Raw genomic sequence first — 13,732 nt, 5'->3', positions numbered from 1 at the left:
CCTTGCGATTAATTCTATTCTTTCCAAGTACCATGAAAACCGGGAGGAATCACGCTAGGTAAACTCAATTTACAAACTGGTGCTTCATTTAACCTATCTGCATCAAATATCCATACTTCGCTACTATCTGAATTGCCATTGTAGACAACCGTTAGAAGAAAACCTTGCGCGTAAATTGGTTCGGAAGGATAAAGATTTTCGCCAAAGTTTGCTTCGGTAATACTATTTGTTTGATGGTCAAAGCGAGCAATACTATTTAATATCTCTTTACTAATATCCGTACCTTCCTTAACTGTGGAAAGATAAGTATATCGAGAAGATTTTCCGACATTTTGCTGCGGTACGGTCGGAAATTCGCAGTGTCTATCAAATAATGTTTCTATATTACTTACTTTACCAGTTTGCGGATTTAAGTTGACTCGCGTTAGGCTACTTTTTGCCGCAGTATGAGTTTTTCCTGTCGCAACTTCCTTAAGATATCGATTTGTTTGAAAGTCCTGATAACTCGCGATATCGACAATTACCGCACCACTATCGTCTATATAACCGTTAGAAAAATGCCATTGAAACCAGGGTTCTGTCTCGCTACGGCTGATAATATCTAAAGAATCGCGATCGCAAACTAAAATCTGAGTTCCTTTACTTGGTTGCCATTGTAGCGCATCACTATAGCAACTTAATCCAATTGCAGGCATTAATAAATTTAACCGCACTGGAGGAATAAAAAATATTAAATATCCTCCTGCTAAAACAAAGTCATGTACTAAAGGTACACCATCAATTTGATGTGCAGCTTTTTTAATAATCTTTCCCGTACAATCGCTTTTGTAGATATTTAGAGTTGCATTTAATCCAGGTGACACACCAAAATTAAAAATTTCCCCAGTCTGAGAATCAACTTTTGGATGTGCGGAATAAGCTAACCCATTATCCAATCCCCCCAAATCATCTTTTCCAAAAGTATCGAGGTTTTGTAAATCCAATGCATGGGGGTTGTCACCTTCCCACAAAGCTAAAAGTTTATCGGGTAACGCTAAAACCGAAGTATTTGCAGCATTTTTAATTGGCTTTAACCACTGATTCCAAACTGCTCCCGGTGCTGTCATCCCATAATTACCGTAAAGCAATTTACCCGCACTTTCTTCTTTTTTAAATCCCTCGGTTTGTACATAACGGTAAACAGCTGATGCATTACCCCCCTTAGTCCCCCCTTCTGAAGGAGGGAAACTGGAATTAAAATGTACGGCAAGAATTGCACCATCTCCATCAAACCAGTGTCCTACAGAAATACCCCCACGTTCCAATCTTCCCGGACCATTGCGGTAAAGCGTACCATTTAAACTTGCGGGAATTTCACCTTCAATTATTGAAAGTGGAGTTAAGGGAAATTCCGTCGCGGGTTGTTTGAACGCTTGCGACCAAGCTTTTGTTGCGGACTTTTGAACTGTTTGCATATTAAGATTCCAGTGCTTTTACTATAATATTAATATTTATTTATTATCGTTTACATTCTTAGAATACTTTTCCCTTACTCCAAAATAATCCATATCTCTTTATCTCTTCCTCTGCGCTCTCCGCGTCTCTGCGGTTTTTTAAATCAGTTACTTTATGAGGATAAAATTATATGATCGTTGATTATTTTTGGTTTTTTATTCAACTTTCTTCCAAAGAGGAAACAAGGATTTTACCGATTTATCAAGATGCTGTGCAAAAAGCTGTTTTATCAGATTAACTTTGGTAATGTATCCTTGTTAAGAAAAAAACTGACTGTTATCTAAACCTTGAAATCAATTCCTCACGGGACAATTGTATTAACAACGGACAAAATTCTTCTGGAGTTAATGCTGATAGTGGTTGAATAATTGAATTTAATTCGTCATCTAAAGAACCAAATCTGGCTCGTAATAAATTTTCTATAACGATACGACGTTCATTTTGTATTGCTTCGTTACGTCCTTGTTGTATTCCTTCGTTAAGTCCTTTTTGTTTAGCTGCTGCTAATCTTTCTAGATAAATCGGTGATAAATTCATCAGTAACTCCCTATCCTCTTCTTCTGGACTTGATTTAGCTTATATTTAGTAAAAAATAACAAGCTAAATCGTAGTTATAATATTATCTTATAAATCTCGAAATCAATTCCTCACGGGACAATTGGATTAACAACGGAGAAAATTCTTCTGGAGTTAATGCTAATAATGGTTGAATAATTGCTTCTAATTCGTCATCTAAAGCACCAAATCTGGCTCGTAATAAATTTTCTATAACTATACGACGTTCATTTTGTATTCCTTCGTTACGTCCTTGTTGTATACCTTCGTTACGTCCTTGTTGTATACCTTCGTTACGTCCTTCTTGTATTCCTTCGTTACGTCCTTTTTGTTCCGCTGCTGCTAATCTTTCTAGATAAATCGGTGATAAATTCATTAGTAACTCCTTATCCTCTTCTTCTGGATTTTGTCTAATTTCTATTTGGGTCTTTAAACTCAATAATAAATCAATTGCTTTATCCCGTAGGGGATTATTTTGGGGAAGTGCTTCTAATTCTTCTATGGCTCGTTGTTGTACTCTACCTTTGCCTAAAAGCCTTAACCACAATGTTTCTGGTGTACAAGGTAGCTGATGAATGGCAATAATTACGGTTTTGAGATAGTCTCCTAAAAAATGAACTCCTGCACCCCAATTTTCTTCGTCGAGACTGGCTTTAAATCCATCTAATATCGTTGTAGATGCTGTAGGAGATAAAATCCACAGTTTGGGTAAATCGTCTTCTTGGGTGGGGATATTATCGCGTTTGTTTTGACGTTCTATATCGGCAATAATATAGAACAACTTGTTCATACAGCTACGCATTTCTGAGATTTTTACCGCATTTCTAAATGGTTCTATAAGTGCGGGTTTCTCGGCTAATTGTCCTAACAATCCCAATTGTATTGTATCTGTGGTAGGTTGAGACGAAGGCGCAAAGTAAACGTCAATTTCCCGGATCTCTGCCGGTACTGTCTTACTGGTTTCTATTTTTCCTAATGGTTGTAATAATTCTTCAAGATAATCCTTCGCGAACTGGTCGTATGGGAACCTAGTCATTGAATAATGTTTATTAACTGCCGTTCAATTTTATGATGTATTTCAAATAGATAAAGCTTTATGTCACAACTTGAATCTTTTTTATTAACTCGCGTTTTACTCCACTTCGAGCAGAGAAGTGATGATATTGTCAGCGATATTTCTGCTGCTACTTTTAGCGATGATGGTAGTTTGTGGATTGGTTCTGATGAAATGGTGGGGGTTGAGCGTCTTTCTCCTATTGATTGTCATAGTTATGGTAAACATCAACGTTTTTTATTAAAGGATTATATCAAGCTATTTAATGATGATGAAATTGATATTGAAGGTATGGATTTTAGGGATGGATATCTGTGGTTGACTGGTTCTCACAGTACTAAAAGAAAGAAGCCCAAAGGCAAAGATTTAGAAACAGATTTATCTCGACTTGCTACTATTACTACCGACCTAAACCGTTTTATTTTGGCAAGAATTCCTGTTGTGAATGGTGAATTAATTAAATCTTGCGTTCCTGTTGAAGGAGAAACTTTAAGCGCAGCTTGTTTGCAAACAATTGGCGATCGCAATTTATTATTTGAAGCGTTAAAAGAAGATGTACATTTAAAACCATTTATTACTAGTGGAATACCTTCTAAAGATAACGGTTTGGATATTGAAGGTTTAGCAATAGCAAGTAATAACCGCCTTTTTCTCGGTTTACGAGGACCTGTATTACGGGGATGGGCTTTAATTCTTGAATTACAATTAACAGAATCCGAACCGGGTGTGCTGGTGCTGCAAGAAATTACCGATCGCGGTGCAAAATACAAAAAGCATTTTCTCGATTTGAACGGTTTGGGGATACGAGAATTATGTTTGCAAGATTCAGATTTAATTATTTTAGCTGGCCCAACAATGGCTGTTGAAGGAGAAATGGAGGTATTTCGCTGGAAAAATGCTGTAAATGATGCGAGTAGCAATGATAATATTCACCAGCAACATGAGGATAGCTTATATCCCTTGTTTGACTTACCTTTTACCATTGGTTCCGACCATGCTGAAGGATTAGCGCTGTATTCCTGCTGGGGGGAACAAGATAGCTTGATGGTATTTTACGATTCTCCTAACGATCGCCGAATCAGAGCAGATAAAAAAATATATGTTGATGTTTTTCAAATTTAGTTAATTAGTTAAATTCTCCAACTCCTCGATCTCCCTCATTATGTAATCGATTCAAATTGCTTTGTACGGTCTTGGTATGAGAATGTTCTTTCCCCAAAACAGCAATACAAATATCTAATGCTTGTTGAAAAATCGGTTCAGCTTTGGCTTTAATTCCTTGACAAAGATACATTTGTGCCAAATTATTTAAGGTTGTTGCCGTATGGGGATGCATTTCTCCAAATTTGTTTTGGCAGATTTTTAATGCTTGCTGTAAAAGGGGTTCCGCTTGTGAGTATTTCCCCATACAACAGTAAAGTGCAGCTAAACTATTTAAACTGTTAGCGGTGGTAGGATGTTCTTCTCCCAGCATTTGAGAACGAATTTGCAGAGCTTGTTCAAAACACCCTTGTGCAATATCATATCTTTTTTGAGATTTGTAAATTAGTCCTAGGTTATGGAAACTTTCGGCTGTCTGAGGATGCTGTTCGCTCAGGATTTTACAATTAATCTTTAGCGCTTGCTGTAATAAATTTTCAGAACAAGCAAAATTTCCTTGTTGATAAAGTAAGCAACCCATTTTATTCAGCCTGTCAGCAGCAGCAGGTGTTTCTTCAAAATTACTAATTTCCATGTTGGCATGGCGGCGTTGTGTGAGAATATCTACTGTATCGTATTCGCCACGAATGCGGGAAAAATTTATTATACCAGTAATTAGTTGTAAGGTTTGCGGATGTGTCAAACCAAAGCTAATTTCGGCGGTTTCTAATGCTAGCTTGTACTCCTCATAAGCTTGCTGATATCTAAAGTAACCCATTTTTTGGTAGATATTGCCTAGCATCTCGTGACAGAAAAATCCTAGGGGGTGGTTTCGATCTGCAAGGTGGAGGATATCCAAAGTTTGTTTAAACTGCTTTGAAGCTGTATCCAGATTTTTGGCGATCGCGTTTAACCAAGCGGTGGTAAACTTAGTGTGAGCAAGCTGTAAATATTCGACGTTTTGATGAGATTCCAATATCTGTAAAGCCTGCTGACTTAACTTTAATGCTTCTGAATAATTTTCTTTAAGGACAGCAATTTCTACTTGAATATTTAAGACTTCGGCTATTTCAATAGAATTACGATCTAATTGAGTTGTGCGGATGTGAAATGCATTTTTTGCAGCGCGATCGGCATCTGCATTACGTAAAACTTTTAGGTAACAAATTGCTAAATGTAATTCTACAGTTGCAACAAGATTTTGTTCAATATCAGCATCCCATAAAGAGAGCGCTGTTTCTAATGCAATTATTGCTTGTTCGTAATCTCCTAAAGCCGAAAGAGATTTACCTAGTAAAGCAAAGAGTAAAGCATTTTGTTGATATTTGAGTAAAGATTGCAGCATGACAGCAGAAAACTGATGTTTACCTACTTGTTGCTGTTGATTTAAACCATGTTCGAGTAGCTTTACCAGGGTTAACTGTAATTGCGTTAAGCGAAGCTCACCGGAGGTATCACTTTGATAATATTCATACAGCCAACAATTAACAGATTGCAGTAAATTCTCCGGCTGATTGTGATACAAGTATTTTCCCACAATTGGGTGCAAACAGAATCCTTGTGAATTTGATTCTACAAAGGGTGATTTGACAACTTTGTGAAATAGTTTACCCCAACAATCACAGATCCAGTTACAGTTGGCAATTTCAAATTGACTCATCAATTTTGCAAACAACACCTCATCCCAACTATCACAGTTAGATAAAATTTGCCAGATTCTTTGTTCGTACCAATCCCAAGCTGCATTTAGTTGCGGTACAATTTCTGAAATATTATCACCAAAATCTTCAATATGGGGAGTTTTTTGCTTTACAAGTGATAGGTAAGTTTCTATTCCCAAATGCAGATACAGAGGAATACCCCCAGATGCTTGAATTATCAGTTGCGAAATTTCTAAGTTATTAATACCTGATTTCTGTACAATTGCCTTACATTGGCTATCTGTCAAACTTTGAAGCGGGATATTTTGAGTATGATTTGTTAAATCAACTGGCTTTTCTGCAAAAACAACCCATAATATTCCAGAACTGGGTTTAACTAAATTAATTAAATCCTTTAACCAATTGCACTTATTCCCAGCATCGGTTAAATATTCATAATTATCAATAAAAATTACTGCTTTTTTACGACTTTCTGAAAAATGTAGCTGTAAATCTCGTGCTAGAAGTATAGGTAGTAATTCCAAAATTTCTTGTAAATTTGCACAATTTTTTAACTCTTGTAAATATTGACTACCCCGCAACTTCCACCATTGACGAATTGTTTCTGTTTGCTGGATAAAAAACCAGTTCAAACAAGAAAATATTTTATCTCCAAGCAATACTGATTCAAATTCACGTTTATTTGAATTACTACCGAAAATTTTAGTATATTCCAATAATGGAAATTGGTATAAACCTTTTTTAACTACTTCAATAATTGGTAATATTTGGTTTTCTTGAGCAATTGATGAATTTGTCAGTGCTTGATACAGTAGATATATTATTTCAAAACTACTTATATCAGAATTATTTTTTAGTAAGCATTTTCCCAACTCAAATAAAGCTGCGTTTGCAGAACTTGAGATGACATAATTATTAAGTATTTCCGTTCCATTAATAATTGTGCTGTATAAACCTGATTCTGTTACTTGATTATACAAAGCCTTACAAAGAGTTGATTTTCCAATTCCCAATCGTCCGTAGAAAACCACTGCATCGGCAGAATTACTCTCATCACTAACAAGTCTAAATAATAATTGTTCTACGTATTCGCGATTGCTTATTTCTTCGTAACGTCCTTTTAACATAATTATGGCTGACTTTAACAAGTAGTTATTCGCAAGACTTCAGTTAGCTAAACTCCGAGATTAGAGACACGAAAATTACGTTCTTATACAGAATAAAAGAACGTTTTAACAAGACTTTTAACTTATTATTAGGATTCTCTTCCTAAATTTAGGAATTACATTGCACAATATTAATAATTCAACAAATAACCTATAGGTAAATTAAGCACGCATTGTTTGTACTTGCGGACTCAAATCATCTAATCTTGAAAATGCATTAAAGATAAGTTGAAAATTATGTTGAGCAAAAGACAAAAGTATTCAAGTTATCTTCAACTATTGCAGTCCTTATTAACTCAAGTATAAATTATTGCAAACATTTCAAGGGTATATCCAGATAAACTTCATCGAATATAAATAGAAATTTCATCAAATTTAGGGATTGACTATTAATAATATTTATGTATTGTAGTTTTATTTTTTAAATTAGCGCTGTAAATCTTTGAGCGAAAGCCAAATAGCCCTCACTCTTGAAGAGTGGGGCTACATTTAATAAGCCCACCTACGTGGGCTTTGTTTGTATAGCTATACCCTGACCGGGTGTCGGGTCAAATATTTGTTCAAAATTGGGAGCATCCCAATAAAAATCTATTCCCCCGTCATTATTTTACAGTTTTACAACTGCTTAACTTCAGACACTAACTTACCTACCATGTCTTTCGCACTACCAAAAAGCATCGAGGTTTTATCTTTATAAAACAGGCTATTATCAACACCTGCAAAACCTTTACTCATGCCGCGCTTAATCACAATCGTTTGCTTAGCGCGATCAACTTCTAAAATAGGCATACCATAAATCGGACTATTTTTATCGCTTCTGGCTGCTGGATTAACTACATCATTTGCCCCAATAATCAAAGCAACATCAGTTTGTTCAAATTGGGGGTTGACATCTTCCATATCGTGAAGCTGTTCGTAGGGAACGTTTGCTTCAGCCAATAATACATTCATATGTCCCGGCATTCTTCCAGCTACCGGATGAATGGCATACTTAACGTCTACACCCATCCGCTCTAACTGGTCAGCCAACTCGCGAACGCCGTGCTGTGCTTGAGCAACAGCCATCCCATAACCGGGAACAATCACTACAGACCGAGCATAACCCAGCATCATCGCACCTTCTTCTGCATCAATGCTGCGAACAACTTGGTCGGTTACACCACCAGTAGCACCAGCACCACCACCACCATCTGTACCGAAAGCACTAAATAACACGCTGAACAAAGAACGGTTCATGGCCTTACACATAATTTGGGTCAGGATTAAACCGCTGGCTCCTACCAATGCACCAGAGATGATTAACATATTGTTCATCACCACAAAACCAGCAGCAGCAGCAGCCAAGCCAGAAAGCGAGTTCAATAGCGAAATTACTACCGGCATATCTCCACCACCGATAGGAATGACGAACAAAACACCTAGCAGTAATGAAATGCCAACTATCCCTAAAAACACGGGTAAATTGTAAGGGTCTACAATTAAAAATCCACTGCCGACAATATAAGCACCCAGCAGCAAAATATTTAAAGGTTGCTGTAAAGGATAGGTAATCGGCGTACCTTTGAGAATACCTTGCAGCTTAGCGAAGGCAACCGTACTTCCCGTAAAAGTGATACCGCCGATAAATACATCCAACAGCATCGAAATATTTACATCCAAACCAATCGGTTGAGAAGTTTCCAGCAACCGCCAAAACTCTGCAACCGCCACCAGAGCCGAAGCAGAACCACCTAAACCATTGAGTAAACCGACCATTTGGGGCATTTGCGTCATCTGCACCGTATAAGCGGCGATCGCACCTACAGCCGAACCAATCGCCAAACCCAACAGAATCATTTGATAATTCAACACCTGTTGATTGAGGAGAGTCGCGGCGATCGCCAACAACATCCCCACAGCGGCGATCGTATTACCGTTTCGTGCCGTAGCAGGTGAACCTAACTTTTTTAAACCCAGAATAAACAAAGACGCAGCAACTAAATAAGTTAGCTGAATTCCAGTTGGGAGAAAATCGCTCATAATTTGTTAATTATTAGTAGTTAGTGCTTGAAATTTAGTTGATTATTAGCCATGAATTAAAAGTTAAAAGTAATGAGTACAATTGTATTTTACTCCTTACTCTTAACTGCTCACTCCTAACCAATATCTAGCTCGCTTTTTTCTTAAACATTTGCAGCATTCTATCGGTAACAAGAAAACCGCCGACAACGTTAATAGTTGCTAATACCACTGCAATCAAACCAAGAATTACTGAGATATTGGATTCCTTCGCACCAGAAGCCACAATTGCCCCTAGAACAGCAATTCCAGAAATTGCATTAGAACCAGACATCAAAGGCGTGTGTAAAGTTGGTGGGACTTTATTAATGACTTCAAACCCAATAAAAGAAGCCAAAACAAACACAAATAAAGCAGCAATTAATGCTTCTGTCATCTCAAAAAAACTCCTAGATTTATGAATTTTCCACTGATACACGCCCCACTTTGCGGCGAGTGGTAGTTGATAAAAATTATTTTCCATTACCAATTACCAATTACCTATTTAGTAACTAAAGCTTGCAAAGCATCTTTTACCCTTTGATTGCGAATTTCACCGTTATGGGTGACGCAAGCCGCATCTACAATATCGTCTGCAAAATCAAGATTCAAAGCCTTGTCTTTTACCAGTAAATTCATCAATGAAACTAGATTCTTTGAATACAACTGGCTGGCATGAACTGGAACTGATGATGGTAAGTTAATTGGACCAATGATTGTCACGCCGTTTTTAACTACATTACCACCAGGTTCTGTATAAGCTGCATTTCCGCCTTGGTCTGCTGCCAAATCCACAATTACCGAACCGGGCTTCATTTGGGCAATCATTTCTTCTGTGACCAATCGAGGCGCTTTTCTACCCGGTACTTGAGCAGTAGTAATTACGACATCTGCATTTTTTACGCGCTCGGTAACGGCTTCTTGAGTACGCTTTTTGCTTTCTTCAGAAATTTCTTTAGCGTAACCCCCTGCGGTGGCTGTTTCTTCATCTAATTTAACTTCGACAAATTTCGCACCCAAACTCTGCACTTCTTCTTTAACAGCGGGACGAATATCAAAAGCTTCTACCACCGCTCCCAAACGTCTAGCAGTGGCGATCGCCTGTAACCCAGCCACACCCGCACCCATGACAAATACTTTTGCCGGAGCGATCGTACCCGCAGCGGTTGTTAGCATCGGGAAATACTTTGGTAGGGCTTCAGCGGCGATTAATACTGCCTTGTAACCCGCAATTGAAGCCTGGGAAGACAAAGCATCCATACTTTGCGCTCTGGTACTGCGGGGAATCATTTCCATACTAAAAGCAGTTACTTTGCGTTGTGTTAGTTGCTCAATGAGTGATGGATTCCCCAAAGGATTCAGAAATCCCATTAATATGCTGCCTTCTTTCAATAAATCAACTTCCGAGCTACCATCTTCTCGTTGTTGCGGGGGACTGACTTTGAGCAGGATATCTGCTTCACTCCACAATGACGCAGTATCAGAAATAACTGTCGCTCCAGCCGCTTCGTAATCAGAATCGCTGAATAATGCTTTTTCACCAGCACCCGATTCGATCCATACCTCAAAACCTTGTTTGACTAACTTTGAAACTACATCTGGTATTAATGCTACACGGCGTTCGCGAGCTTCTATTTCTTTAGCAACTGCGATTCTCATGAATTCTCCTAATATGACGAATTATTTTTTAGCAAAAGTGAAAATATCTTGCATTAAAGCAATAAACGCGCTGTCATTTTATCCCCTACCATTGCTAACAACAGACTTTTGTCAGTCAATCTAGAATGGCGATCGCCAATAAACTATGAAAACCAAGTAAAGCCTCTTAATTAAACTAGGACTTAGCAAAAAGGCATATTTTTCTTGTAGGGGAGGCGGTTGAGGGGGCGTAGATAATATCCCCCTTTATTGCCGTTGCTAGTACACAGACTAATTATCAACCTAGTAATAAGACGGTGAGTGTACGGCACCATCCGAGTTTTGTGACACTTGCGGCCATTCCTGTAAACTTAATTATGCTTCATCGTCAGTTTATTCTCAAATTCAGTGTCCTATGTTTAACTTTTTTTCGGGATTGAGGATGAAGCAAAACCAATTTTACTTTTACATAATTAATTTTTTGTTCTTTATATCATTTATAAACTCGTCGAACTTGAATAATTCAATAATAATTTAGCTTCGCTTAGATTTGCTTATAAACAACAAAAATGCAATCAAGCAAATAAGCAGCAAAAATAACCCTGTTAGATCAAACTTGTCCCTTTGAAGATAACGTAATTAACTAATAATTGTTCGATTATATATTTCAATTTTTTTAACAAAATACTTCATTCTCGAAACACTTATACACATTTGGAAACACTATCAAATTTTCATTACATTTTATTTCTCATCAACTTAAATTAATTTTGTCTGATGAAAAATCATGCATTTAATATAAGCGTCTAAATACTTATTTGGGTATATTTTAGTTAACCTCGGTAAATTAAATTGTTTTTAAGTGCTTAAATAAATCATTAACTTAACATTTTACATATTTATACGGTTAAAGACACTTTTTGTAAGTAACTTACGTCCAAGATTTAGGATTCAGTAGTAAAGTCTTAGTTACGAGCGTTAACTTCGTACTGCCTTTATACAACAATTTCTGCCAGAGGAGTGATTATTATGCGACGTTTACTTTCTGCTGTAGCCGTAACGGGCTTTTTGCTTGCCGGAATGCCATCTGCTATCACCTACGCGCAAGGTTTACCAGGGTTAACCTTGTTTAGCGGTGTCAAGAGCGAAAATCAGCTATCATACCGATTAGACTTTGGCGGTCAGAGAAACGACTGGGACAGATACCGCTTGAGAATTCCCGGCAAAAAATTAGGTATGGCGGTTGAAAAGTTTGTGATCGCTTATCCAGATTATTACACTGGGGAATTTGATACCAAAGAAATTGAAATTCAGATCGGAGGAAAGAAAGGCAAGAAAGTTGCTGTCTCCGAAGTTAAATGGGATAAAGAAGGTAAAGTAATTGAAATTTATCCAAAAGAAGCCATTCCCGCTGGTAAAAGCGTCGAGTTGATTTTATCAAACGTCGAAAATCCAGATTTCCCCGGAACCTTCTACTTCAACTGCTTAATTCAATCTCCTGGTGATAAAACAGCGCTTACCCGCTATGTAGGAACTTGGATTATCGGCATTAATTAAATCAATTTTGGATTTTAGATTTTGGATTTTGGATTGAAGATTAAAAATCCGAAATCCACCCATTGCGATCGCAAATCCCTGGCTTCAGATATACAGCCGATTTCATGTTTTGGAGGTACAGAACATATCGTTACAAGTCAAGGAGCAGGGACAATCTACCTTATTTACGCAGAATTGTGCTGTAAAAAAATCTAAAGTTGCTTGTAAATTATCACACTCTAAAGCCAAAATGGGTATTACTGATTTCTACCCTTGAGCCAAAAACTGCTGCATGAGTGTCAACAATATCCTCCAATACGAATCAAATATCTGGGCAACTGCCGATTTGCTCAGGGGAAGCGGTATCAAGGAGTCGGAATGGCCCTCCTATATGATGCCGTTTTTTGCGTTGGTGATGATTGAAAGCCGCTTGGTAAGGATGTTTGATGAGTTAAAGGCGGAGATTGGCGAAGCAGCATTAGCGGAGATTGCATCGGAAGATTTGACTGGGTTGATTGAGGATAAGGGGCAAGGCTACAACGTTTATCAGTAAACCAAAAACTTTTTCCCAAAGAGCAATCGCTAATTACACTTGCGTATCTCAATGCAATATAAAGCACGAACTTCATGAGTAATAACCGCCCAAATTGATCGAATAATCCAAACCATCAACACCCAAATCGAGAAACTCAAAGAATTCCGTAAAACCCTAATTAATGATGTCGTCACCGGGAAAATAAAAGTCTGAATCACGGATAAAAAAGATTTCACAGATTTTGGGGTTACAGGCTTATCAAATTTTAGTGCTATACAACAAACCAATTTTCAAGCATCAAATCATCAAAAAACTTGAAATCAGAAATATTATTAGTTACCAAAATTAAATTATTACAATAAGCAATACTCGCAATTTGACTATCTACAAAAGCAGGAGTTTTGCCAATTTTGGATAATCTAGACCTTTCTTGGGCGTGCCATTGTGCTGCCTTTAAATCATAATCAAGTATTGGTAAGTTCAATACAGATTCACGAATATAATTCCAAAGAGACTGTTCTCGCTTGGATTCTGGCAACCGCAAACAACCATATAAAAGTTCATGCACAACAATGCTAGAAACAACAATTTCTGCTTTATGAATATTTAGTTTGTGCAAAACATTGGCATTAGGAATAGGACGTGCTGGCTCTGAGAGAATATTTGTATCAAGTAAGTATTTCAGGCTCATAGTTCGATCTCTCTTCCCACACTCCGATCTCGTAAGTCAGCGAAATCATCATCAGTAAAAATAATCTCCTCACTTTGGATTACGCTTGTAAACTTTTGTAATCCCTGCCAAAAATCATCTCCTTTGGATTCCTGCTTTTTTTTACGGAGAAATTCAAACAAATACTCTCGTTCTTCTGTAGGCAAACTTTCAATAGAATTAATAATTTCTTGTAAAGTCATCATC

At 37.4% G+C, this 13,732-nt stretch carries 12 protein-coding genes; 3 read left to right on the top strand and 9 right to left on the bottom strand.

Annotation, left to right across the window (positions count from 1 at the left end; all coding sequences use genetic code 11):
• Positions 1–14: 14 nt before the first annotated feature.
• The 3 genes from VB797_RS12035 to VB797_RS12025 form a co-directional block, all read right to left on the bottom strand.
• Positions 15–1,454, bottom strand: a complete 1,440-nt coding sequence (locus VB797_RS12035) for a carotenoid oxygenase family protein (protein WP_323237921.1) — start codon at positions 1,452–1,454, stop codon at positions 15–17.
• 316 nt (positions 1,455–1,770) lie between these two features.
• Positions 1,771–2,031 (bottom strand): hypothetical protein, encoded by a 261-nt coding sequence (locus VB797_RS12030; RefSeq protein WP_323237920.1) that lies wholly within the window; start codon positions 2,029–2,031, stop codon positions 1,771–1,773.
• 82 nt (positions 2,032–2,113) lie between these two features.
• A complete protein-coding gene (locus VB797_RS12025) occupies positions 2,114–3,085 on the bottom strand; it encodes a hypothetical protein (RefSeq protein ID WP_323237919.1) in 972 nt (323 codons plus the stop codon).
• Between the two features lie 60 nt (positions 3,086–3,145).
• On the opposite strand from VB797_RS12025, the gene VB797_RS12020 reads away from it, so the two are divergent.
• Positions 3,146–4,225 (top strand): DUF3616 domain-containing protein, encoded by a 1,080-nt coding sequence (locus VB797_RS12020; protein WP_323237918.1) that lies wholly within the window; start codon positions 3,146–3,148, stop codon positions 4,223–4,225.
• 4 nt (positions 4,226–4,229) lie between these two features.
• Here VB797_RS12020 and VB797_RS12015 read toward each other — a convergent pair whose 3' ends face one another.
• The 4 genes from VB797_RS12015 to VB797_RS12000 all read right to left on the bottom strand — a co-directional run bounded on the left by VB797_RS12015 (position 4,230) and on the right by VB797_RS12000 (position 10,766).
• Complete coding sequence (locus tag VB797_RS12015; protein WP_323237917.1) at positions 4,230–7,031, bottom strand: tetratricopeptide repeat protein; 2,802 nt, start codon at positions 7,029–7,031, stop codon at positions 4,230–4,232.
• 654 nt (positions 7,032–7,685) lie between these two features.
• Positions 7,686–9,089 (bottom strand): NAD(P)(+) transhydrogenase (Re/Si-specific) subunit beta, encoded by a 1,404-nt coding sequence (locus tag VB797_RS12010; RefSeq protein ID WP_323237916.1) that lies wholly within the window; start codon positions 9,087–9,089, stop codon positions 7,686–7,688.
• A 127-nt stretch (positions 9,090–9,216) separates the two neighbouring features.
• A complete protein-coding gene (locus VB797_RS12005; protein WP_323237963.1) occupies positions 9,217–9,504 on the bottom strand; it encodes an NAD(P) transhydrogenase subunit alpha in 288 nt (95 codons plus the stop codon).
• Between the two features lie 104 nt (positions 9,505–9,608).
• The gene (locus tag VB797_RS12000) at positions 9,609–10,766 is read right to left on the bottom strand and encodes a Re/Si-specific NAD(P)(+) transhydrogenase subunit alpha (protein ID WP_323237915.1); all 1,158 of its coding nucleotides are present in this window, start codon (positions 10,764–10,766) and stop codon (positions 9,609–9,611) included.
• Positions 10,767–11,774: 1,008 nt separating this feature from the next.
• Here VB797_RS12000 and VB797_RS11995 point away from each other — a divergent pair.
• Positions 11,775–12,302, top strand: coding sequence for a DUF2808 domain-containing protein (locus VB797_RS11995; RefSeq protein WP_323237914.1), 528 nt, complete (start codon positions 11,775–11,777; stop codon positions 12,300–12,302).
• Positions 12,303–12,573: 271 nt separating this feature from the next.
• Positions 12,574–12,834, top strand: a complete 261-nt coding sequence (locus VB797_RS11990) for a hypothetical protein (protein ID WP_323237913.1) — start codon at positions 12,574–12,576, stop codon at positions 12,832–12,834.
• Positions 12,835–13,087: 253 nt separating this feature from the next.
• On the opposite strand, the gene VB797_RS11985 is transcribed toward VB797_RS11990, so the two are convergent.
• Together VB797_RS11985 and VB797_RS11980 are read right to left on the bottom strand one after the other, a co-directional pair.
• A complete protein-coding gene (locus VB797_RS11985; protein WP_323237912.1) occupies positions 13,088–13,507 on the bottom strand; it encodes a type II toxin-antitoxin system VapC family toxin in 420 nt (139 codons plus the stop codon).
• Positions 13,504–13,731, bottom strand: a complete 228-nt coding sequence (locus VB797_RS11980; RefSeq protein ID WP_323237911.1) for a hypothetical protein — start codon at positions 13,729–13,731, stop codon at positions 13,504–13,506. The genes VB797_RS11985 and VB797_RS11980 overlap by 4 nt, the downstream gene beginning before the upstream one ends.
• Between the last annotated feature and the right edge of the window lies 1 nt (position 13,732).

The organism is Rivularia sp. UHCC 0363, assembly GCF_034931125.1.
Lineage (GTDB): Bacteria > Cyanobacteriota > Cyanobacteriia > Cyanobacteriales > Nostocaceae > Rivularia.
Note: the sequence above shows the minus strand (reverse complement) of the source record. Positions and strands in the feature narration are given on the sequence as shown.

What these genes read in the sequence shown, in the direction of transcription:
- VB797_RS12035 (WP_323237921.1), bottom strand. Translation starts at nt 1,454, where the DNA reads ATGCAAACAGTTCAAAAGTCCGCAACAAAAGCTTGGTCGCAAGCGTTC.
- VB797_RS12030 (WP_323237920.1), bottom strand. Translation starts at nt 2,031, where the DNA reads ATGAATTTATCACCGATTTATCTAGAAAGATTAGCAGCAGCTAAACAA.
- VB797_RS12025 (WP_323237919.1), bottom strand. Translation starts at nt 3,085, where the DNA reads ATGACTAGGTTCCCATACGACCAGTTCGCGAAGGATTATCTTGAAGAA.
- VB797_RS12020 (WP_323237918.1), top strand. Translation starts at nt 3,146, where the DNA reads ATGTCACAACTTGAATCTTTTTTATTAACTCGCGTTTTACTCCACTTC.
- VB797_RS12015 (WP_323237917.1), bottom strand. Translation starts at nt 7,031, where the DNA reads ATGTTAAAAGGACGTTACGAAGAAATAAGCAATCGCGAATACGTAGAA.
- VB797_RS12010 (WP_323237916.1), bottom strand. Translation starts at nt 9,089, where the DNA reads ATGAGCGATTTTCTCCCAACTGGAATTCAGCTAACTTATTTAGTTGCT.
- VB797_RS12005 (WP_323237963.1), bottom strand. Translation starts at nt 9,504, where the DNA reads ATGACAGAAGCATTAATTGCTGCTTTATTTGTGTTTGTTTTGGCTTCT.
- VB797_RS12000 (WP_323237915.1), bottom strand. Translation starts at nt 10,766, where the DNA reads ATGAGAATCGCAGTTGCTAAAGAAATAGAAGCTCGCGAACGCCGTGTA.
- VB797_RS11995 (WP_323237914.1), top strand. Translation starts at nt 11,775, where the DNA reads ATGCGACGTTTACTTTCTGCTGTAGCCGTAACGGGCTTTTTGCTTGCC.
- VB797_RS11990 (WP_323237913.1), top strand. Translation starts at nt 12,574, where the DNA reads ATGAGTGTCAACAATATCCTCCAATACGAATCAAATATCTGGGCAACT.
- VB797_RS11985 (WP_323237912.1), bottom strand. Translation starts at nt 13,507, where the DNA reads ATGAGCCTGAAATACTTACTTGATACAAATATTCTCTCAGAGCCAGCA.
- VB797_RS11980 (WP_323237911.1), bottom strand. Translation starts at nt 13,731, where the DNA reads ATGATGACTTTACAAGAAATTATTAATTCTATTGAAAGTTTGCCTACA.